This window comes from Streptomyces sp. NPDC048506 (assembly GCF_040651315.1).
In the GTDB taxonomy this organism is placed as follows: domain Bacteria; phylum Actinomycetota; class Actinomycetes; order Streptomycetales; family Streptomycetaceae; genus Streptomyces.
This window is the reverse complement of record NZ_JBEZIX010000079.1, coordinates 1-20253: the sequence shown is the minus strand read 5'-3', so window position 1 is coordinate 20253 and position 20253 is coordinate 1. Positions and strand designations below refer to the sequence as shown.

19 protein-coding genes and 1 pseudogene are annotated in these 20253 nt (G+C 73.6%); 12 read left to right on the top strand and 8 right to left on the bottom strand.

Going from position 1 to position 20253, the window contains the following annotated elements; all coding sequences use genetic code 11:
* The first annotated feature begins 235 nt into the window (after positions 1 to 235).
* Positions 236 to 796: a hypothetical protein gene (locus AB0C96_RS39975; RefSeq protein ID WP_362924848.1), complete on the top strand. Its 561-nt coding sequence runs from the start codon at positions 236 to 238 to the stop codon at positions 794 to 796.
* A gap of 39 nt (positions 797 to 835) precedes the next feature.
* On the opposite strand, the gene AB0C96_RS39970 is transcribed toward AB0C96_RS39975, so the two are convergent.
* The 3 genes from AB0C96_RS39970 to AB0C96_RS39960 all read right to left on the bottom strand — a co-directional run bounded on the left by AB0C96_RS39970 (position 836) and on the right by AB0C96_RS39960 (position 2888).
* On the bottom strand, positions 836 to 1345 hold the full coding sequence (locus tag AB0C96_RS39970) for an NUDIX domain-containing protein (protein WP_362924846.1): 510 nt from the start codon (positions 1343 to 1345) through the stop codon (positions 836 to 838).
* A gap of 71 nt (positions 1346 to 1416) precedes the next feature.
* Positions 1417 to 2031 carry a hypothetical protein gene (locus tag AB0C96_RS39965; RefSeq protein ID WP_362924844.1) on the bottom strand — a complete coding sequence of 205 codons (615 nt, stop codon included), beginning with the start codon at positions 2029 to 2031 and terminating at the stop codon, positions 1417 to 1419.
* A 53-nt stretch (positions 2032 to 2084) separates the two neighbouring features.
* Complete coding sequence (locus AB0C96_RS39960) at positions 2085 to 2888, bottom strand: aspartate/glutamate racemase family protein (protein WP_362924842.1); 804 nt, start codon at positions 2886 to 2888, stop codon at positions 2085 to 2087.
* 114 nt (positions 2889 to 3002) lie between these two features.
* On the opposite strand from AB0C96_RS39960, the gene AB0C96_RS39955 reads away from it, so the two are divergent.
* Positions 3003 to 4151, top strand: coding sequence for a glycosyltransferase (locus tag AB0C96_RS39955; RefSeq protein WP_362924868.1), 1149 nt, complete (start codon positions 3003 to 3005; stop codon positions 4149 to 4151).
* Positions 4152 to 4172: 21 nt separating this feature from the next.
* Here AB0C96_RS39955 and AB0C96_RS39950 read toward each other — a convergent pair whose 3' ends face one another.
* Positions 4173 to 5570 (bottom strand): TerD family protein, encoded by a 1398-nt coding sequence (locus tag AB0C96_RS39950; protein ID WP_362924840.1) that lies wholly within the window; start codon positions 5568 to 5570, stop codon positions 4173 to 4175.
* Positions 5571 to 5817: 247 nt separating this feature from the next.
* Between AB0C96_RS39950 and AB0C96_RS39945 the strand changes: the two genes are divergently transcribed.
* From AB0C96_RS39945 to AB0C96_RS39920, 6 genes are all read left to right on the top strand, one after another.
* Positions 5818 to 6285, top strand: a complete 468-nt coding sequence (locus tag AB0C96_RS39945; RefSeq protein ID WP_362924838.1) for a DUF6643 family protein — start codon at positions 5818 to 5820, stop codon at positions 6283 to 6285.
* Positions 6286 to 6332: 47 nt separating this feature from the next.
* Positions 6333 to 7157 carry an MOSC N-terminal beta barrel domain-containing protein gene (locus AB0C96_RS39940; RefSeq protein WP_362924836.1) on the top strand — a complete coding sequence of 275 codons (825 nt, stop codon included), beginning with the start codon at positions 6333 to 6335 and terminating at the stop codon, positions 7155 to 7157.
* 99 nt (positions 7158 to 7256) lie between these two features.
* Positions 7257 to 8147 (top strand): MEDS domain-containing protein, encoded by an 891-nt coding sequence (locus tag AB0C96_RS39935; RefSeq protein WP_362924834.1) that lies wholly within the window; start codon positions 7257 to 7259, stop codon positions 8145 to 8147.
* Positions 8141 to 8581 carry an ATP-binding protein gene (locus AB0C96_RS39930; protein WP_362924832.1) on the top strand — a complete coding sequence of 147 codons (441 nt, stop codon included), beginning with the start codon at positions 8141 to 8143 and terminating at the stop codon, positions 8579 to 8581. The genes AB0C96_RS39935 and AB0C96_RS39930 overlap by 7 nt, the downstream gene beginning before the upstream one ends.
* 136 nt (positions 8582 to 8717) lie before the next feature.
* Positions 8718 to 9320: a hypothetical protein gene (locus AB0C96_RS39925; RefSeq protein WP_362924831.1), complete on the top strand. Its 603-nt coding sequence runs from the start codon at positions 8718 to 8720 to the stop codon at positions 9318 to 9320.
* Between the two features lie 177 nt (positions 9321 to 9497).
* A complete protein-coding gene (locus tag AB0C96_RS39920) occupies positions 9498 to 11927 on the top strand; it encodes a right-handed parallel beta-helix repeat-containing protein (protein ID WP_362924829.1) in 2430 nt (809 codons plus the stop codon).
* Here AB0C96_RS39920 and AB0C96_RS39915 read toward each other — a convergent pair.
* The 3 genes from AB0C96_RS39915 to AB0C96_RS39905 form a co-directional block, all read right to left on the bottom strand.
* A complete protein-coding gene (locus AB0C96_RS39915) occupies positions 11897 to 14197 on the bottom strand; it encodes a hypothetical protein (protein ID WP_362924866.1) in 2301 nt (766 codons plus the stop codon). The genes AB0C96_RS39920 and AB0C96_RS39915 overlap by 31 nt on opposite strands.
* A 408-nt stretch (positions 14198 to 14605) precedes the next feature.
* Entirely contained in the window at positions 14606 to 15409 is an 804-nt protein-coding gene (locus AB0C96_RS39910; protein ID WP_362924827.1) for an alpha/beta hydrolase, read from the bottom strand.
* A 116-nt stretch (positions 15410 to 15525) separates the two neighbouring features.
* A complete protein-coding gene (locus AB0C96_RS39905) occupies positions 15526 to 16083 on the bottom strand; it encodes a DUF4097 family beta strand repeat-containing protein (RefSeq protein ID WP_362924826.1) in 558 nt (185 codons plus the stop codon).
* Positions 16084 to 16327: 244 nt separating this feature from the next.
* On the opposite strand from AB0C96_RS39905, the gene AB0C96_RS39900 reads away from it, so the two are divergent.
* Positions 16328 to 17074 carry a helix-turn-helix domain-containing protein gene (locus tag AB0C96_RS39900; RefSeq protein WP_362924865.1) on the top strand — a complete coding sequence of 249 codons (747 nt, stop codon included), beginning with the start codon at positions 16328 to 16330 and terminating at the stop codon, positions 17072 to 17074.
* Between the two features lie 34 nt (positions 17075 to 17108).
* Here AB0C96_RS39900 and AB0C96_RS39895 read toward each other — a convergent pair whose 3' ends face one another.
* Positions 17109 to 17732 (bottom strand): TetR/AcrR family transcriptional regulator, encoded by a 624-nt coding sequence (locus tag AB0C96_RS39895; RefSeq protein ID WP_362924824.1) that lies wholly within the window; start codon positions 17730 to 17732, stop codon positions 17109 to 17111.
* Positions 17733 to 17808: 76 nt separating this feature from the next.
* Between AB0C96_RS39895 and AB0C96_RS39890 the strand changes: the two genes are divergently transcribed.
* The 3 genes and pseudogenes from AB0C96_RS39890 to AB0C96_RS39880 all read left to right on the top strand — a co-directional run.
* Entirely contained in the window at positions 17809 to 18501 is a 693-nt protein-coding gene (locus tag AB0C96_RS39890) for an NAD(P)H-binding protein (RefSeq protein ID WP_362924822.1), read from the top strand.
* Entirely contained in the window at positions 18498 to 18902 is a 405-nt protein-coding gene (locus tag AB0C96_RS39885) for a TIGR03618 family F420-dependent PPOX class oxidoreductase (protein ID WP_362924821.1), read from the top strand. The genes AB0C96_RS39890 and AB0C96_RS39885 overlap by 4 nt, the downstream gene beginning before the upstream one ends.
* Before the next feature lie 25 nt (positions 18903 to 18927).
* Positions 18928 to 19806: pseudogene (locus tag AB0C96_RS39880) on the top strand (haloalkane dehalogenase); the annotation flags it as partial.
* Between the last annotated feature and the right edge of the window lie 447 nt (positions 19807 to 20253).

Sequence of the window (20253 nt, the reverse complement as noted above, 5' to 3'; positions counted from 1 at the left end):
ACGGTCATGTCCGCACCCTGGGCAGCGGCCCGTGCCGGCTCCGATGTGCCGCGGCACCACACTTCGCGGGCCGGGTGTGGCGGCCGGGCACGTCCGCCCGGGCCGGGCCGGCGGCCGGGTGCGCGGCCTGTGCTTCACCCGAACGGCCGCCCCGGATCGACGCTGCCGGGCGGGGCTCCTAGCGTCGTACGACGCAGCGTGCCGACTGCGCTCCGCCGCCACAAGGGAGTCCGACATGCGGAGGCTCATCGCCGTGCCGACCGTGCTGCTCGCCCTGGCCGCCACGGGGTGCGCTGCCTCGGGCGGGGGCGAGGCGCCCGCCGGACCGTCGTCCGCCGACGGCACGGAACCGGGCCCGCAGCGCTCCGGCCCCGGCTCCGACGGCGCACCGACCGTCCCCGGGCAGCCGGTGAGCTGCGGCGAGATCAAGGGCGCCCTGGGCGCGGCCGGTGATGTCGCGCTGTTCGCCGATCCGGGCGCCGGCGGGACGGTCGCGTGCACGGAGGCCCGCGAGGTGATGTCGGAGTTCTTCCTACGGGCGCCCCAGGAGGCCGGTGACGACCGGGGGACGCTGTCCGTGCGCGGCTGGCTCTGCCAGTTCGAGAGCGGGCCCACCGGGACCTGGATCACGTCGTGCCGCCAGCACCAGCGCGAGATGCACACCGAGGAGCCGTCCGATCAGGGCACCGGCCCCGGGGCCTCCGAGGAGCCGGACGTCCCCGACGGGTCCCAGCTGCCGACGCTGCCGGACGAACCGTCCGACCCGATGGGCGAGCCCTCGACGGAGGAGCTGTGAGCCCTGGGGTGGGTCCGCCGGGTGTCTCCCTCAGCTCCCTCAGTCCTGCCGGGCGCCGGGCTCCCCGGCCGACGGCTCGTCCATCCCCCGGAACCACGTCGGCCCGGCTTCCAGCGCCCGCTTGATGCGGGTCAGCGAGTACTCGTGGAGCCGCGGCAGGGCGTCGGGGGCGAACCAGCCGACCTCCAGCGACTCCTCGTCGTTGACCCGCGCCGCGCCGCCGACCGCCCGGCAGCGCAGCGTCACGTCCATGAACTGGCAGATGTCGCCGTTGGGGTAGTGGGTGGGCTGCATGGTCTCCACCAGGACCACCCGCTCGGGGACGACCCGCACGGCGGTCTCCTCGAAGACCTCGCGGATCGCGGTCTCGGCCGGCTGCTCACCGGGCTCGGGGATGCCGCCGATCACCGACCAGCCGCCGGTGTCGGCCCGCCGGCCCAGCAGCACCCGGCCCTGGTCGTCGAAGACCACCGCGCTCACCCCGGGCAGCCACAGGAGTTGCCGGCCGATGGAGCTCCGGAGGTCGCGGATGAAATCGGGCGTTCCCATGCTCCGACCCTACGGGACCACCCGGAAAGATCCCCGGTCCCGGGGTGGGGACGGCTCCGCGCGCCCCGCTCTCAGGCGCCCGCCGGGGTCCCGTCGCGCCCCGGGAGCCGGCGTCGGATGGCCCGCACGGCGCCCTCGGCGTCGTCGACGGTGATGGTGAACGTCCGCCCGTCCCCGAGCCGGAGCACCAGGCCCTCACCGCGCCGGACGACCACGGCCGTGCCCTGCTCGGGACGCCAGCGGTAGCCCCAGCCGCCCCAGTGGCGGGGCGTGACCTGGGGCGCGACATCGGCGTCGACGACGGTGTCCAGGGGGATCCGCCGGCGGGGCACTCCGATGTGGCCGCACCGCACTTCCAGACAGTCCTTGTCGACGCGCACGGCGACGTGGACGAAGGCGAGCGTGCCGAAGAGCACCAGCAGGCCGGCCGCGACACAGCCGACGACCGACATCACCAGGGGCGCCAGGCCCGAGGTCCAGTTGCTGTCGACGGCGAGCTCGATGCCCAGCGCCAGACAGGCCGCGCCGACCGCGGCCAGCAGCCACTGGACGCGGTTGGTGGCGCTGCCGTGCCATACCTCGGGGGGCTCCGCGTGGGAGCCCGCCATGGGGGCTGCCGGGCTGCCGCCGTCGGTACCGGTGTGCGTGTCGGGGGCTGCTGCCCCCTCGTGGGGGTGGTCCCTCATGAGACGCAGCGTACGCGCCTTCGCACCCTCGGGCAGGGTGTCGGGCAGGCCGTTCAGCCGCTCAGGGCATCCGCGGTGTCGGCGCTGTTGCGGGCGAGCAGTCGGCCCGCGGCGTAGGCGAGTGCGACGTCCGGCAGGGCGCCGGGGCGCCCGCTGAAGATCACGCTGAGTCCGCCGGTCGGGGCGGCCGCGGGCGCCGGCTCGGCGCCGATGCGGCGCAGCGCCTGGGCGGCGACGGCCTCGGCGGAGCCGTACAGGACGAGCGCCGGGGCGCCGGGCTGCTGGAGGGCGGCGCGGATCCGTTCGGCGACCAGTTCGTAGTGGGTGCAGCCCAGGACGACGGACCGGATGGTGCGGGGGGTGAGGTCCGCGGCGGCCGCGATGGCGGCGTCGATGCCGGCCTCGTCCGCGCTCTCGACCGCGTCGGCGAGGCCCGGGCAGGGCACGCCGGTGGCGTCCACGCCGTGCGCGAAGCGTTCGATCAGATCCCGCTGGTAGGGGCTGCCGGTGGTGGCGGGGGTGGCCCAGATGGCGACCGGGCCGCCGGCGGCCGCGGCGGGCTTGATCGCGGGCACGGTGCCGATGACGGGGAGGGCGGGCTCCAGCTCGGCGCGGAGCACGGGCAGCGCGTGGACCGAGGCGGTGTTGCAGGCGACGATCAGCGCGTCGGGGCGGTGCGCGGCGGCGGCGCGGGCCACGGCCAGGGCGTGGGCGGCGACGTCGTCGGGGGTGCGGGGGCCCCAGGGCATTCCGTCGGGGTCCGAGGCGAGAACCAGATCGGCGTCCGGCCGCAGTCGCCGCACGGCGGCGGCCGCGGGGAGCAGCCCGGTCCCGGAGTCCATGAGCGCGATCTTCACCCGGACACCTTACTGGGCCGGACGTCCGACTTGTCATACCGGCAGGGCGGGACACGTGCCGCCGAGGAGACGGACCGCCGGAGGCCGGTGGGGCAGACTGCGGCCGTGGGAGCGATGGAGTGGATCGGTGCCGGGTCGCTGCTGGCCTGGGTGTGGCTGCTGCTGGGGCAGGGCTTCTTCTGGCGGACGGACGTCCGGCTGCCGGCCCGCCGGGATCCGGAGCGCTGGCCGTCGGTCGCCGTGGTGGTCCCGGCCCGGGACGAGGCCGCGGTGCTGCCGGTGAGCCTGCCCTCGGTGCTCGGGCAGAAGTACCCGGGCCGGGCGGAGGTGTACCTGGTCGACGACGGCAGTACGGACGGGACCGGCGCGCTGGCCCGCGAGCTGGCCGCCGCACGGGGCGGACTGCCGCTGACCGTCGCCTCACCGGGCGAGCCCGGGCCGGGGTGGACGGGGAAGCTGTGGGCCGTCCGGCACGGGATGGCGCTGGCGCGGGAGCGGATGGCACCGGAGTACCTGCTGCTGACCGACGCGGACATCGCACACCGTCCGGACTCGCTGCGGGAGTTGGTGGCGGCGGCCCGGTCGGCGGAGCTGGACCTGGTGTCGCAGATGGCGCGGCTGCGGGTGGTGACGTTCTGGGAACGGCTGATCGTGCCGGCGTTCGTGTACTTCTTCGGGCAGCTGTACCCCTTCCGCCGGGTCAACCGACCGGGGGCGCGGACCGCGGCGGCGGCCGGGGGCTGTGTGCTGCTGCGGCGGGAGGCCGCGGAGCGGGCGGGCGTCCCGGAGGCGATCCGGCACGCCGTGATCGACGACGTGACGTTGGCGCGGGCGGTCAAGCGCTCCGGCGGCACCGTCTGGCTGGGCCTGGCGGAGCGGGTGGACAGCGTGCGGCCGTATCCGCGACTGGGCGAGCTGTGGCGGATGGTCTCGCGCAGTGCGTACGCCCAGCTGCGGCACCGGCCGCTGCTGCTGCTCGGCACGGTTCTGGGGCTGGCGCTGGTGTACCTCGCGCCGCCGGCCGCGCTGGTGTCCGGTCTGGCCGTCGGCGCTCCGGCGGTCACGGCGCTGGGCGGTGCGGCCTGGGCGGTGATGTGCGGGACGTACCTGCCGATGCTGCGTTACTACCGTCAGCCGTGGTGGCTGGCTCCGCTGCTGCCGGGCACGGCGCTGCTGTACCTCCTGATGACGGTGGACTCGGCGGTACAGCACTACCGGGGGCGCGGCGCGGCGTGGAAGGGCCGGACGTACGGGGCGCCGTGAGCCGCGCCCCCGGTGCCGGTGTCACTTGCTGGCCGGGGACCAGTTCAGGCCCCAGCCGTAGGCGTGGTCGACGGTGCGCTGCGGGCTGACGCCGGGCTCGGGGACGAGGTAGCGGGCCTCGCGCTGGACGACGAGTTCGCTGCCGGTGTTGGTGATCAGGGCGAGCGCGCAGACGGTGGAGGGCACCGTGCAGGCGTCCAGCGAGAACTCGACCGGGGCGCCGTACTGCGGCTGGAGGGTGACCATGGCGTCGAGGCCCTCGAAGCTGCGGGCGCCCGCGTAGACGGTGACGAAGATCAGGATGCGCTTGATGCGGGCCTGGTGGTCGAGGTTGACGGTCAGGTTCTCGCCGGCCGCCACCGCGCCGGTGCGGTCGTCGCCGTCGAGCTGGATGTACGGCGGGGCGTGCAGGGCGCCGAAGTTGCCGCCGAGCGGGTGGACCACGCCGGCGGCGCCGTCGGTGAGCTCGTAGAGCGCGCACAGGTCGAGGTCCAGCTCCCCGGACGGGGGCAGCAGCGCGCCGCGGGCGCCCAGTGCCTGCATGGCCTTGCGGCCGAGCTTCTTGGAGAGGCGCTTGCCGGCACCGGGGCCGGTCCAGTTCAGGTTCACCCGCATCGCGCCGGAGGTGCCGCCCTGCTTCGTCAAGGAGACGGCGGGGGCTTCCTTCGTGAGGGTGACTTTTGTCAGACGAACGGCAGGGGGCGCGGGGGTGGGTGCGGTGTGCGCCGGCGGGGGCGGGATTGACGCCGCGGGTTGACCCGTCGGCAACAGGGGCGCGGCAGGCACGGAAGGGGGCGCGACCGGGGGCGCGGGCATCGCGGGCGGCGGGGTGGGCATCGCGGGTGCGGCGGGCGGGGTGGCCGACGGCTGCGCGGGGGCGGCGGGCGGCTCCGCGGGCTCGTCGACGCTGATGCCGAAGTCGGTGGCCAGGCCGGCGAGCCCGGTGTCGTAGCCCTGCCCCACCGCACGGAACTTCCAGGCGCCCTGACGGCGGTAGAGCTCGCCGAGCACGAAGGCGCTCTCGCTGGTGGCGTCCCGGCTGTCGAAGCGGGCGAGCTCGGCGCCGCCGGCCGCGTCCAGCACCCGGATGTGCAGCCCGGGGACGCTCCCGAAGGTGCCGCCGTCGGCGGAGGCGGCCAGCACCACCGTGTCGACGGCGGGTTCGACGGAGGCGAGGGAGACGGTGAGGGCGTCGGTCGTCGCACCGTCGGCCGACCGCTTGCCCTCGTGGCGCACGGCGCCGGAGTGGTGCGCGGCCTGGTTGTAGAAGACGAAGTCACCGTCGTCGCGGACCCTTCCGGACACCAGGAGCAGCGCGGAGGCGTCCACGTCCGGCGTTCCCGGGGCGCTTCGCCACCCCAGCTCCACCCGGACCGCCGGGGCCGGGACCGGAACGTTGCTGCCCTTCAGCATCGACATCGCTGCGCCTTCCTCTCCTGCGCCGTGCCCCGTCAGTGGTGGCACACCTCAACCTACTTGGCCCGAAGGACCACGAACGGCCCCTGTTCACCCGCAAGAAGCGAGGTCTTTACATGATTCCTACGGGCGATCGCGACCGATTTTCCCAAGTTCGCTCGCATTGGCGATCCAGGGCCTCTGTGAACACGTAAAACAACCCTCTTTTCAGGCTCCCCAATCGGCACATCGTGGGCTTAACTTATGAGGCATGACCTCCCCCCGCTCTACCTACGGCGGCGGCTACTACGCTTCGCCCTCCTTCCCGGACACCCCGATCTACGACAGCCTCGTCGCCGAACGGGGAACTCCGCAGATCGCCCCGATTCGGGTAAACCCGTCCCCTTATGACACGGGTTCGTCCTATTTGCCGGCGCTGCCGTCGTCGCTCCCGGCCCTGCCGCCCGCGCCCTCCCACCCCACGCCGAGTGCCGGCTACCCGGGCGCCGCCGCACAGCCGGTCGCCCCGCTCCAGCACACCCCGGCGCCCTACATCCCGCAGCAGGCCGGCACCCGCGGCGGCTACCAGCCCCCGCAGCAGCCGCAGCCCCAGCGCCCCGCCCCCGGCATGGGGACGAGCACCGGGTACGAGGCGATGCGGCCGGCCGCACCGGTCGCGCCGCGGCCGGCCACGCCGTACGACGATCCGTACGGCCGGCAGTACCCGCGCGGGTACTGACCTGGGCGGTCGGTCAACTGTCCGAGGCTGCTGGCAGGATGGAACGCATGCCGAAGCCCGTGCTCCAGTCGATCCATCTCTATCCGGTCAAATCCGTTGCGGGGTCCGATCCCGGCGAGGCGGTCGTGGAGCCGTGGGGGCTCGCCGGGGACCGACGATGGCTGCTGGTGGACGCCGAGAACAGGCAGATCACCCAACGGCCGCAGCCGACGTTGGCGTTGGCGTGCGCCGAGGAGCTGCCGGGCGGTGCCCTCCGGGTCACCGCGCCCGGCATGCCACCGCTGACGGTCGAGGTGCCCGGGTGCGGTGAGACCGTCCCGGTGGAGGTCTGGAAGGACGAGGTCGAGGCCGTGCCCGCGGACGCGGCCGCGGCCGAGTGGTTCAGCCGGTATCTGGGCGTCGCCTGCCGGCTGGTCCATCTCGACGCGCCGGAGAAGCGCCGGCCGGTCGACCCGGAGTACTCCGAGCCCGGTGACACGGTCAGCTTCGCCGACGGCTATCCGCTCCTGCTGACCACCACCTCGTCGCTGGACGCCCTCAACTCGCTCATCGCGCAGGGCGACCACGCCGACGAGGGCCCCCTGCCCATGAACCGTTTCCGGCCCAATGTGGTGGTGGACGGCACGGCTCCCTGGGCGGAGGACGACTGGCGGCGGGTGCGCATCGGCGAGGTCGTCTTCCAGGTGGCCAAGCCCTCCGCACGCTGCGTGGTCACCACCACCGACCAGCGCACGGCCGAGCGCGGCAAGGAGCCGTTGCGGACCCTGGCCCGCCATCGCCGCTTCGGCGACCGACTGGTCTTCGGCCAGAATCTGATACCTCGTGGTGCCGGCACGATCCGTGTCGGCGACCCCTTCGAGATACTCGACTGACCGGCCGGCGCGGCCCTTTGCCGTGGTCGCGCCGCAGGTGCTCGCGGCGGCGTCGGTCGTCGGCGCGGCAGGGCGAGGGGAGACAGAGACTGCGTGTCGATGCCTGCGAGGGACACCGGGAGCGACCATCTCATTCCTGTCCAGCACCTGCGGCCCGGGGACCACGCCTTCGTGGGCTACGGCGATGACGAGGTGCGCTGGGAGGTCGTCGCGGCGTTCGTCCGCCTGGGGCTGGCGCGGGGCGAGAAGGTGCTGGTCCTGCCGTGCCCCGAGGTGCCGGGGGACGAGGTCCTGGCCAGGATCGACTTCCCCAGCCGCAGCACGGTTTCGGCACGCGAGCGCGGCCAGTTGGTGGTGAGCAGCATGCGCGAGGTGATCTCGCCGGACACCGAGTTCACCGCCGCGCGGCAGATGGCCCGACTGCGCGAGGAGACCGACCGGGCCACGGACGAGGGGTACGTCGGCCTGCGGGCGTTCATCGACATGGGCTGGGTGGCCGCGCTCGGCGCCGACGTCGAGGTGATGATGCGCCGTGAGACCTCCGCGCACGCCCTCTTCGCCGGCCGGCCGTACACGGAGATCTGCGCCTACGACCGGCGCCGCTTCGACCGCTCGGTGGTCACCGGCATGGAGCGGGCTCATCCGCGCACGCTGCTGGAGCGGCTGGGCAGTCTGCGGACGGCGCGCGACCCGGACGGCGCGCTCTGCTTCATCGGCGAGGCGGATGTCGCCAACCAGGACGCCTTCACCCGGTCCCTGAAGATAGCGCTGGCGCACACGGCACCGGCCCGGCGGCTGACGGTGGATCTGACCCGACTGCACTTCCTGTCGGTGGGCTGCGCCGTCGGCCTGCTCACGCTGGCCCATCAGGCCGTCGGCCACGATCTCGTCGAGGTGCGCTGCGACCACGGGCAGCGCCGGATGCTGCGGCGGCTGGGCGGTGGGACGGTGCCGCTGCTGGTGCTGACGGAGGTGGTACGTCCGTGGTGAACCCCGATCCGGCGGGCCCGCCCGAGGAGTCCGGCCGCCGGCTGCTCCAGCGCCGCTTCACCGCGCGGCTGTTGCCACAGCTGCGGCTGCTGGTCGAGGAGTGCGCGGCCCGGGAGGGGCTGTGCGAGCCCCGGCGGGGCGAATTCGTCCTGGCGGTGGACGAGATCGCGGGGAACGCCGTGGAGCACGCCGGCGGCTCCGGGCGGCTGGTGCTGCGCCGGGTGGGCGACGAGCTGGAGTGCCGGATCAGCGATGCGGGCCCCGGGTTCAGCGAGGCGGTGATCCCCGAGCTGCTGCCGGGGCTGGACGGCGCGACGAAGGGCCGCGGGCTGTGGCTGGCCCGCCTGGTGGCGGACCGGTTCGCGGTCACCGCGGCGGCTCCCGGATCGGTGACGACGGGTGCCGTGGTGACCCTGGCGGTGCGGCTGCGCTGACCGTGGCGCCGAGGCGCCGAGGGCACCGTGCGGCCGAGAGCCCGCTCCGTACGGCGTGAAGTTGTTCTTTCTTCGCACAACTCTCGCGCGAAGCGCCCCCGATGAGGTATTCAACGGACACGGAGAGGGGGCGACGATGCGCGCGATACACGGCCTACGGCGCTGGCGGCGCAATCCGCTGCGCCGCCGGACCGATCGGATCGAGGCGTGGGTGGCGCTCGCCGCCGCCCTCCTGATCGTCCTCGGGGCGCCCTGCGTGGGCTGGTTCGCCGGCCGTGCGGCGCACGGTGCACTGCTGGAGACCGTACGGGTGCAGCACCAGCAGCGGCACCTGGTGTGGGTCGTGGTCGACCGGTTGGTCTCCCGGGCCCCGCTCGACCCCGATCCGGAGACCTCCTCGCAGCGCGACGCGCACCGCCGGGTCATCGGCCGGTGGACCGGCGTGGACGGCACCGCGCACGTCGGGCAGGTCGCGGCACCCCGTCCGGTGGAGCCCGGTGAACGGTTCCGGATCTGGACCGACGACCACGGCCGGGTGATGCCCCGGCCGATGGACGTCAGCACGGCCGGCACGCACGCGGTGCTGGCCGGCCTGGTCACCGCGGCGGCGGCCGGCGGGCTGGTCGAGGGCGGCCGACGGCTGGTCGTCGGCCGTCTGATGGCGCGTCGCTTCCGCCGCTGGGACCTGGAGTGGGAACGCGCGGGCCAGGACTGGGGCCGCGCCGACGCCGGGAATTGAGCGCCGCTCCGCCGCGGCTGACCAGGCACTGACCGTGTCAACTACGGCCCGCCGGGCGCGCTACGGTGGGGGCGCCAGCCTCTCGGCTGGGGCCCGGAGGACCCGAATGCGGACATCCGCGGACGGATGGCTGCCGGGCCGACATCAGCCGCACGAGGTGGGGGGCACGACAGCGCCATGGCACAGGGCTCGGTCCAGGTGACGCACTCCGGAACATCGCGTTGGCGGCGCCGCACGGGGGAGTACAGCTCGCTCGCCGCTGCCCTGGAGGCGGCCGCGGACGGGGATGTGCTGACCGTCCCGGCCGGTACGTACCGGGAGAACCTGGTGCTGCAACGCGCGGTGACGCTGCGCGGTGCGGACGGGGCGCGCGGTGCGGTGCGGATCGCCCCGGCGGACGGGGTGGCGCTGACCATACGGGCCTCGGCGACCGTGCAGGACCTGCACCTGGAGGCGACCGATTCGGCCTCGCCGGCACTGCTGGTGGAGGACGGCGCCCCGGAGCTCACCGGTCTGCGAGTGGTGACCCGGTCCGCGTCCGGCATCGAGGTGCGCGGCGGCGCCCGGCCCACGGTGCGGCGCTGCACGGTCGACAACGCCGGCGGGGTCGGCATCAGCGTCCTGGACGGGGCCGGCGGCCTGTTCGACGAGTGCGAGGTGATGGCCGCCGGGCAGGCCGGGGTGACGGTGCGCGGCGGCGCGCATCCGCGGCTGGAGAACTGCAAGGTCCACCACGCCTCGGGCGCCGGCCTGTCGATCAACGGCGAGGGCAGCGCGGTGGAGGCGGTGGGCTGCGAGCTGTACGAGATCAAGGGCGCGGGGATCCAGGTGGCGGCGCGGGCCACCGGTCATCTGACGGACTGCACGGTGCACCGCACCTCCGCCGACGGCGTCACCCTGGACACCGACGCGGTGCTCACCCTCGCGGACTGCGACATCCACGACGTCCCGGAGAACGCGGTCGACCTGCGGTCGCGTTCGGTGCTGACGCTGACCCGCAGCACGGTGCGGCACTTCGGGCGCAACGGGCTGTCCGTCTGGGACCCCGGCACCCGGGTGGACGCCAACCAGTGCGAGATCCACGACAGCACGGGCGACTACCCCGCGGTGTGGGTGAGCGACGGCGCCACCGCCGTGCTCGACGCGACCCGGGTGCACGACGTCCCGGACGCGCTGTTCGTGCTGGACCGCGGCTCCCGCGCGGACGTCGTCGACTGCGACATCGCGCAGGTCCGCAACACCGCGGTGTCGGTGAGCGACGGGGCGACCGTACAGCTCGACGACTGCCGGATCCGGGATGCGGCGACCGGTGCGTGGTTCCGCGACCACGGCAGCGGCGGCACCCTCGCCAACTGCACCATCGACGGTGCGCAGACCGGCGTGATCGTCACCAAGGGGGCGGACCCCACCATCGAGGGCTGCACGGTCAGCGCACCGACGGAGGCCGGTTTCTACGTGTCGGCCGAGGGGCGTGGCACCTTCCACGGCTGCCGGGTCACCGGGAGCTCCGGCTTCGGCTTCCATGTGATCGACGGCTGCCGTACGACGCTGACCCGGTGTCGTACCGAGCGGTGTGCCCGCGGCGGCTACGAGTTCGCCGACGGCGGCGCCGGACAGGGCGACGGGCCGACGGTGCAGGACTGCACCAGCGACGAGAGCCGCGCGGCGGAGCCGGTCGTCGGGGCGGCGCCGCCCACCGTGCAGCGCGCGACGCAGACGGCCGGGCTACTGGGCAACGTCCCGGCGCAGAGCCCGCCCCCGGCCGCCCCGGCCACCGTGGAGCCGACCGTCGGCAGCCGGCCGTCCGACGAGGTGCTGGGCGAGCTGGACACCCTGGTGGGGCTGGAGAGCGTCAAGCGCGAGGTGCGCAGCCTGATCAACATGATCGAGGTGGGCCGGCGACGCCAGGAGGCCGGCCTGAAGGCCGCGTCCGTGCGCCGCCACCTCGTCTTCACCGGCTCCCCCGGCACCGGCAAGACCACGGTGGCCCGGCTCTACGGCGAAATCCTGCACTCCCTCGGGGTGTTGGAGCGCGGGCACCTGGTGGAGGTGTCGCGGGTGGATCTGGTGGGCGAGCACATCGGGTCGACCGCGATCCGCACCCAGGAGGCGTTCGACCGGGCGCGCGGCGGGGTGCTCTTCATCGACGAGGCCTACGCCCTGTCCCCGGAGGACTCCGGCCGGGACTTCGGCAAGGAGGCGATCGACACCCTGGTGAAGCTGATGGAGGACCACCGGGACGCGGTGGTGGTGATCGTCGCGGGCTACACCGCCGAGATGGAGCGCTTCCTCGCCGTCAACCCCGGTGTGGCGTCCCGTTTCTCACGGACCATCACCTTCGGCGACTACGCCCCGGAGGAGCTGCTGCGGATCGTCGAGCAGCAGGGCGAGGAGCACGAGTACCGCCTCGCCGACGGGGCCGGTGAGGCGCTGCTGAAGTACTTCACCGCGCTGCCCAAGGGCCCCTCGTTCGGCAACGGCCGCACCGCGCGTCAGACGTTCGAGGCGATGGTCGAGCGGCACGCGGGCCGGGTCGCGCAGCTGTCCGACCCGAGCACCGACGACCTGTCCCTGCTCTACGCCGACGACCTGCCCGAACTGCCCTGACGTCGCCGCTCTCCTGACGCTTCGTCAGAGCCTTTCCCTGACGCCACACCAGCAGATCGCGGGCCGGGGACCGGTCCGAGCCGGGCGATCAGCTCGGCGCGGGTCGCATCGAAGACCGGGTCTGCCTGGTAGTCGCCGTGGCCCAGGATCTGGGCGGGCAGCGGGTGTTGCAGGGTACGGCCGAAGGCCAGGGGATCGCGGAGCGGACCCCGGTCGATCCGCTGCCCGTCCTCGCAGGTGAGCCGGATCGGTCCGCCGATGGGGTCGGTGAAGCGCCACAGATTGCGCCAGTCGTCCATCTCGCGGTGCAGTCCGGTGAGCGCCGGCGGCCCGAAGTAGGCGGGGAACCAGCGCCCGTAGAGGCGCTCCAGGGGGCTGCCGTAGGTCAGCAGGGCGACCCGGCTGCGGGTGACCAGGTCCAGCTGCCAGACGGCGGCCGCCGCCAGCACGCTGCCCTGGGAGTGCCCGGAGATCACCAGGCGACCGTCGAACCGCTCGGTCCAGGTGGCCATCCGCCAGGTGAGGTCGGGAACGGCGCGCTCGGCGTAACAGGGCGGTGCGAAGGGGTGCGCGGCGCGCGGCCAGAACGTGCCGACGTCCCAGAGGATGCCGATGGTACGGCGAGCGGAGTGGTCACGGTAGGCGCGCCGGCCCATGGTGAGCAGCAGTATGACGCCGGCGCTCATCAGCCAGGAGCCGAGGGACTCCGCGGTCTCGGCGGCGGCGTGCACGACGGGTGGCGCCCCGGCGGTGGCCCGGCCGGGCGCCAGGTCGGTGAGCCAGGCGCCGACCACCGCGCCGGCCCCCAGCACGAGGGTGACCACGGAGGTGGCCGCCACCAGGACGGGCGCGGCGTCGGTGAGCCCGGCCCCGGCGATGGTGCCGGCGATCCGCTTCGTACGGCGCTCGTCGGGGCGCTCACGCGGGTCGTAGAGCCCGGGGACGTCCTTGGCGACCCGCCGTCGGACGACCACGACCCGGACGGCGGCGAGCACGACGACGACCGCCACCACCACCAGCAGCGCGGGGATGACGGACGCCTGCCAGGACAGCAGGACCGGCGGGCCGGGGATCGGGGCGTGCGCCTGACCGGGGGTCGCGCCGCCGTCCATCCAGTCCGCGAAGCGCTGGGCCACTCCCCCGGACAGCACGCCGCCGACCGCGCAGGCCAGCAGGGCGACGGCCGGCCCGCCCATGCCGCACATCGCGGTCCGGGCGTCGTTGCGGGCGGCGCGCTGGAGGACCCAGGCGGTCAGCGCCAGCGCGAGGACCACGGCGCCCTGGAAGACCGCGATCCCGCCGAACGCGGCGGCACCGGGCAGCGGGCCGTGGCTGCGGGCTCCGGGACGCGCCCAGCCGGTGTGCACCGCGATCAGCGCCAGCACCCCGAGCGCGGCGTACGGGAGCGCCCGCACGACGAGCCGGTCGGATGCGTCGTCCGGTGCGGCCTCGCTGCGTGCGGTCCGCCAGACCACGATCAGGGTGGCGACGGCGAGCAGGATCACCACGGCGCTCAGCGCGCGCCCGGTGACCGCGAGGACGCCGTAGCCGTCGCCCGCGTCGGCCTGCGCGCCGGCCGCGAGCAGCACCCCGGCGATGGTGAGCACGCCCGCCGTGGTGTGCGCGGCGCGCAGCCGGGCGACCAGCCGGCGGCCGTACCAGAAGCCCTCCAGGCTGAGCGCGGTGCGTTCGGCGTGCGGGGTGTAGCGGGAACTCCCCGGCATCCGGGGCGGCGGGGAGGCGGATTCGTAGGCGCTCCAGGTGCGGTGCGAGAGCCACCACAGGAAGCCGATGACGAGCAGCGGCACCACGGCGGCGAGCGCGAGACGGCGGCCGGGGGCGCTCCACCAGCCGCCGTTGTCCGGGCTGAGGAAGCCCAGCCACGACTTGCCGGCGGCGCAGGCGGTGGTGCCGGCACACTGCCAGGCCGTGAGGTCGAGGGCGACCTCACAGGCCGCGGCGGCGAGCAGGACGGTGAGGGTGAGCGCGAGGATGCGCACCAGCAGGTCGTAGAGGCGCTGTGCCCGGTGGTCGGGCGGTGCGGCCGGGCGCATCCAGTGAGCGAGGTTGGCGACCATGAAGGGCAGCAGGATCAGCCACAGGGCGCGGGCGCCGTTGCCCGACGTGAGGTTGGACCAGCAGTACGCCTCCCGGACCGGCTCCGTGCGGTAGTCCTCGGGCCGTTCCTCCGCGTCCGCGTCGTCGGTACGGCGGTAGCAGGCGGCGGTGTCGTCGCCGGTGATCAGCTGGACGCGGGGATCCCCGAGCATCTCCTGCGCCGTGGTACCGCCGACGCCGTGCACCAGCAGCTCCAGCGAGAGCTGCGGCACCGCCTCCGGCGCCCCGTCCGGTGGTGCGCCCGTCGGCGCTGCGGCCGGCGCGACCACCGGCCCATCTCCCCCCGCGTCACGGTCTGTTGAGCGGGCGTGCGGTGTCGGTTCCGCGATCTCCACTGGCTTTCCCCCGAAGTCCGTGCGGCACCGTGCGGTGTGGTGCCCCGAACGATTGTCTCGCGCCGACGGGGCCGCCAGCCACCGGTTCCGGGTGGGTGGGGTGGGGGGTGGGGGCGGGAGAAGCGCCGGGCGGCTCCGACGACGGGGCGAAGCGGTGGGTTCGTCGATCAGGCCGTGCTGGTGGTGGTGCCGGACGGTGTTCGCCGTTCCGCCGTCCGCTACAGCTCAGCCGACCTTGTGGCCGTGGGTGGCGGCGAGTTCGCGTACCGCGTTGGCGACGGCTCGGAATTCCTTGCTGAGGATCTTGGAGTGGTTGCTCGCGACCTTCGCGCTGACCCGGATGTTCGGATTACGGGCGACCACCGGGTCGAGGTTGGCGCGGATCTGTTCCATCAGCTTCGGGTCGCCGCCCAAGTTGCCACCGGTGGCCACCACGTATCGGACCGGTACGGTCAGACGGTCGAAGACCGGGTCGAGGACGCTGGGGGCGCAGAGCTCGTTGGCCTCGATGTTGATCTCGGCATGTTGCATGGCACTCATCCGCGCGGCCAGGCCGAGCGGGCGGCCGAGCGGAAACAGCGGGCTCAGCCGCCGGAACAGCTTCCGGAGGTGTTCCCGGGCGGCGTCGTCGAGCCACTCGTGCGGCAACGCGCCGTCCACGGACACCGCCCCCAGGACGCGGTCCGGATTCTGCGCGGCCCAGTGGATCGCGAGCAGCGCGCCATAGGACCAGCCCACCAGGATCGGCCGGTCCACGCCCCTGGCCTGGAGGACGGCGTCGACGTCACGGAGGCACGCCTCGAAGGAATAGTCCGCCGAACGCTTCGATTTGCCGCGGGCGCGCTCGTCGTAGGTGATGTGCCGGTAGCCGATGCCGAGGTCGGCGACAACGCGCCGCCAGTGCGACTGGTCGGCGTAGGAGCCGTTGAGGTAGACCACGGGACGGCCGGGCCCGCCGGTGTCGGTCACGGCCAATGCGGTGTCATCGACCGCCACCATGCCGGTCCAGGCGGATTGCTTGATGTTCATGGTGTGTCTTCTCCAAGGTCGAAAAGTGGATGGGGAGCGGTGGATGGTGATGTCGCGGTGGGGAGGGTGCGCCGCGCATCTCGGCGGTCTCGTCGGCCTCTTGGGGCCGGATGGCGTCAAAGGCTGCGGGCGGTGATGTCGCCGTAGGCGGTGGTCGCATGGATGTTCAGGCCGGCGGCGCCGTCGGTGTTCTTGAGCGCGTTGTGGATCCGGCCGTAGGCGGTGCCGGCGTCCAGAGCGGCAGAGACTCCACGGGCGGCGCCGACCGAGATGTCGCCGGCGAGGAGGGCGAGGTTCGCGCTTTCGGCCCCGTCGAGCCTGACCGAGCCCTGCGCGCCCTCGAAGGAGACGTCACCGAGCCGTCCGACCCCCCGGAATGCGGCGCTGGCCGCCTTCGCCTCGATCCGGGAGCCGGTCGGCAGCCGGACGGTCACCTCAAGGGATCCGGAAGCGCCGATGACCCGGTTCGTCGCCGCCGAGGTCTCGATCCGCAGGACTCCATCGCCGTATGCGACCTCGGTCTGCTCCGCTGCCTTCACATCGCGACTCTTCGAGGCGTCCGTGGGACGGACCTCGACCGTGGTGTCGGCCTGGTCGGCAGCGATGAACCGGATGCGTCCCGCGGGGATGTCCAGGACAGCGGAGATCGGGGTGGGGGCGTCGAACTTCTGCATCGTGCTCTCCCTCTTCTGATCGCGCGCCTCTTCGAGCTCGCCGTTTCCGATAGCGAAAACGCTACGTTGCGTTCGAGGGTTCAACAACGGAATCGCAGTGCACAATCGCCATAAGTGCAGGTAGAATCCTGGAAATCGTTGCAGTGGTCTTCGAGATGAATGCAACAACCCTCGGCCGATTCGTTGCAATGGATTGGGAGTGAACGCTATGTCGGAGACGCCGCAGACCACGAAGGAGATCGCGATGCCGGGAGGCCGGCTCACCCAGCCCGAACGCCAGCAGATCGCGCTGGGCCTGGCCGACGGCCTCGCCTACGCGGAGATCGCCAGACGCCTCGACCGCCCGACCTCGACCATCACACGGGAGGTGATGCGCAACGGCGGCCCCACCGACTACCGCGCCGATCTCGCCCACCGCGCCACCGCACGCCGCGCCCGCCGCCGCAGGCAGGCCGCGCCCCGAGGGCCGCAGGCGCCTGCGCAGGCCCATGGACGCGACGCCGAGGCGGTGCGGGAGTACGAGGAGATGTTCACCACCGTCCTCACTCAGGCAGGCACGCCCACGATGATGTCCCGGGTGCTGGTCTGCCTCTACACCACCGACGCGGGCAGTCTGACCGCGTCCGAACTCGTCCAGCGCCTCCAGGTCAGCCCGGCGTCCGTCTCCAAGGCGATCGCGTTCCTCGAAGGTCAGGGACTGGTCCGCCGGGAACGCGACGAACGCCGCCGCGAGCGCTACGTCATCGACGACGACGTCTGGTACCAGGCAATGATGGCCGACGCCCGCGGCACCGCCCACGTCGCCGAAACCGCACGAGCGGGCGTCAACGTCCTCGGCCCCGGCACCCCGGCCGCCACGCGCCTCGAAAACATCGCCCGCTTCGTCGACTTCGTCTCCGAGAACATCGCCCGCGCCGCGGAGCAGGCCCGCGAAGTCCTCCACACGAAACCCGACACGACCTCAGGCGGCACCACCCGCCGGTACGTCTGACGCGCGTTCCACCGGCGACTCCACCGGAGGCCGGTCAGCCTCGACGGCCTGCGCCGGTGGTTGTCGCGGTGCGCGGCCTCGGGGCCAGCGCCGCGCGCAGCGCCGGGGTGAGGATGTGGCGGGTCTCGGACGGGGTGAGGGAGGCGGGGGTGGGGAGGGGGTTGAGGTAGCGGGTGTAGATGAGGCCGCCGAGGACCGTCACCACGGCCGTGGCACGGGCGGTCGCGTCCCGGCCGCCGAGAAATTCAACAAGCCTGGCCAGCAGCTCGTGTTCCAGGTACTCGCGGATCACCTCGGCGGCCTCGTCCCCCTGACCGGTGAGCTCTCGGAAGTCGGCGTCCTCCCACAGGTCCGTCACCGCGTCGATCAGGCGGTCGGCGAGGGTGTCCGGGTCGCCGCCGAGGACGGCCTCCACTGCCAGCGCGTTGGCGCACTGGAACTGCATCACCTCGGCGAACAGGCCCTTCTTCGAGCCGAAGTGGTACGCGATCAGCGCCGGGTCGACCCCGGCGGCCCCGGCCACCGCGCGCACGGTGGTGCCCCGGTATCCGCGCTCCAGGAACAGCGCGTGGGCCGCCGAGACGATCGACTCGCGGGTCGGCGGGTTGCCGCGGGGGCGGCCTCGGGTGCGGGCGGGGGCAGCGGCGTCGTTATTCATCAGCGTTGAGGCTGCGTTGCGTGGTCGGCACAGTCAAGGGCGTTCCGCGAACCACACGAAGGGATGACCCGACACCATGCGTATCGCAGTCTTCGGCGCCAACGGACCGACCGGCCGCCACCTCACCGACCAGGCCCTCGCCGCCGGCCACGAGGTCGTCGCCGTAACCCGCCGCGCCGGCTCCCTCGCCGAGCGGCCCGGCCTCGCCGTGGCCGTCGCCGACGCCACCGACCCGGCGGCCGTCGACGCCGCGATCGGCGGGACGGACGCCGTCCTGTCCACCCTGGGCGCGCGCTTCGGCAAGGAGACCATCACCACCTACTCGGCGAGCGCGATGGCCATCACCGGGGCCATGGCCCGCCACGGCGTCAAGCGGCTGCTCGCCGTCAGCTCCAGCATCGCCGACCCGCACTGGCGCCCCACCGGCGCACACTTCTTCAACCATGTGCTCGACCCGCTGGTGAACCGACGCCTCGGCCGCACCCTCCACGAGGACATGCGCCGCATGGAGGCCCTGATCCGTCAGACGGACCTCGACTGGACCCTCGTCCGGCCCTCCGGCCTCTTCGACCACCCCGCCGTCACGGCCTACCGTACCGCCGAGACCAGCGCCGACGGCGTCTTCACCGCCCGTGCCGACCTGGCCGCGAGCATGCTGCGCGAGCTGGCGGAGCGGCGATACGTCCGCACGGCCATGGGCGTCATCACCACGGCCGTGAAACCGAACATCGCCAAGCTGATCTGGAACGAGGGCGTGAAGAAGAAGTGAGCCGGGCGAGAGTCGAAGTCCCGGCCGGCACGGGGGCGTTCCTCACCCGCCCCCGCACGGCCACCCTCACCACCCTCCGCCCCGACGGCACCCCGCACGTCACCCCCGTCCGCTTCACCTTCGACGCGGCCTCGGTCTTGGCCCGGGTGACCACCCGGGCAGGGACCCGCAAGGCCCGGAACGTGGCGGCGGGCGGACCGGCGGCCCGTGTCGCGCTCTGCGAGGCGGACGGCTTCCGCTGGGTCACCCTCGAAGGGCGGGCCGCCGTCACCGACGATCCCGAGCGCCTGGCCGAGGCGGTCCGCCGCTACACCGCCCGCTACTGCACGCCCCCGCCCAACCCGCTGGACCTGGTCGTCATCGAGATCGTCGTCGACCGCGTCCTGAGCCTCAACCTCTGAACCCCCGTACGGAAAGCGACGTGACACCGCGATGCCCACCCTCCCCGTCCTCGACTCCACCCTCCACTACCGCGAGTCCGGCGACCCCGACGGGCTGCCGTTCGTCTTCCTGCACGGCAACCCCACCTCCTCCCACCTGTGGCGGAACGTCCTGCCAGGGGTGGCCGCGCCCGACCGCCGCCTGCTGGCCCCCGATCTGATCGGCATGGGCGACTCCGGCAAGCCCGACCTCGCCTACTCCTTCGACGACCACGCCAGGTACCTCGACGCCTGGTTCGACGCCCTCGGCCTTGCCGAGGCCGTCCTCGTCGGCCACGACTGGGGCGGCGCGCTCGCCTTCGACCGCGCCGCCCGTCTCCCGGGCCGCGTCCGCGGCCTCGCCTTCACCGAGACGATCATCAAGCCGCTGGTCGGCGACGAGTTCCCGGCGGCGGGCCGGGAGTTGTTCACCCTGCTGCGCACGCCCGGGGTGGGCGAGGCCATGATCCTGGAGAAGTCGCTGTTCATCGAGGGGCTCCCGGACACACTCGCCACCCCGCTCGACCCTGCCGACCTGGAGGTCTACCGCCGCCCCTTCCCGACCCCGCAGAGCCGCCGCCCGGTTTTGGCGTGGACGCGCATGATGCCGCTGGACGGCGAACCCGCCGATGTGGTGGCCCGCGTCGAGCACTACGACGCCTGGCTGGCCGCCAGCCCCGAAGTCCCCAAGCTGCTCGCCGCGTTCGAGCCGGGCCCGGGCGCGATGACCGACCGGGGGACGGTGGCCTGGTGCGAGGAGAACATCGCGGGCCTGGAAGTCTCCCACCACGGCCGCGCCGGCCACCACTCCCCGGAGGACCGCCCCGAGGAGCTGGCCGCGGCGGTGCACGCCTGGGCCGACCGCCACGGGCTGGCGCGCCAGTAGGGTCCTCGATCCCGGCGGTGCCGATCGTCCGGGGCCGGCTGCGCTGTCGCCGACGGGTGTACGCGCCGCGATCGCCGCCACCACCGGACGCCTCAGCGAACGAGAGCCCTCGGACGCCGCTTCCCGGCCGGCTCCTGAAGGCCCTGCGCGCGGGACGGCAACGACGCCACGCCGAGACGAGCGGAGATACCGGGGCGAAGCGGCCAGGCGGCGGGGCGCATCGCGGTGGCGGAGCGGCCTCCGTGGTGGGCGTACGTGTCCGTGTCGGGGCGGTGTGGCGGGGCGGTGTGGCGGGGCGGTGTGGCGGGTCGGGGGGGCGGGGCGGGGGGCGGGGCGGGGAGTGCGGCGGGTCGGGGGGGTGCCCTTATGGGTTTGGTCAAGCAGGGACGGCTGGTCGTGACTCGTAGAAGGTGCCGTCTCTGAGCATGGCGAAGAGCACGTCGACGC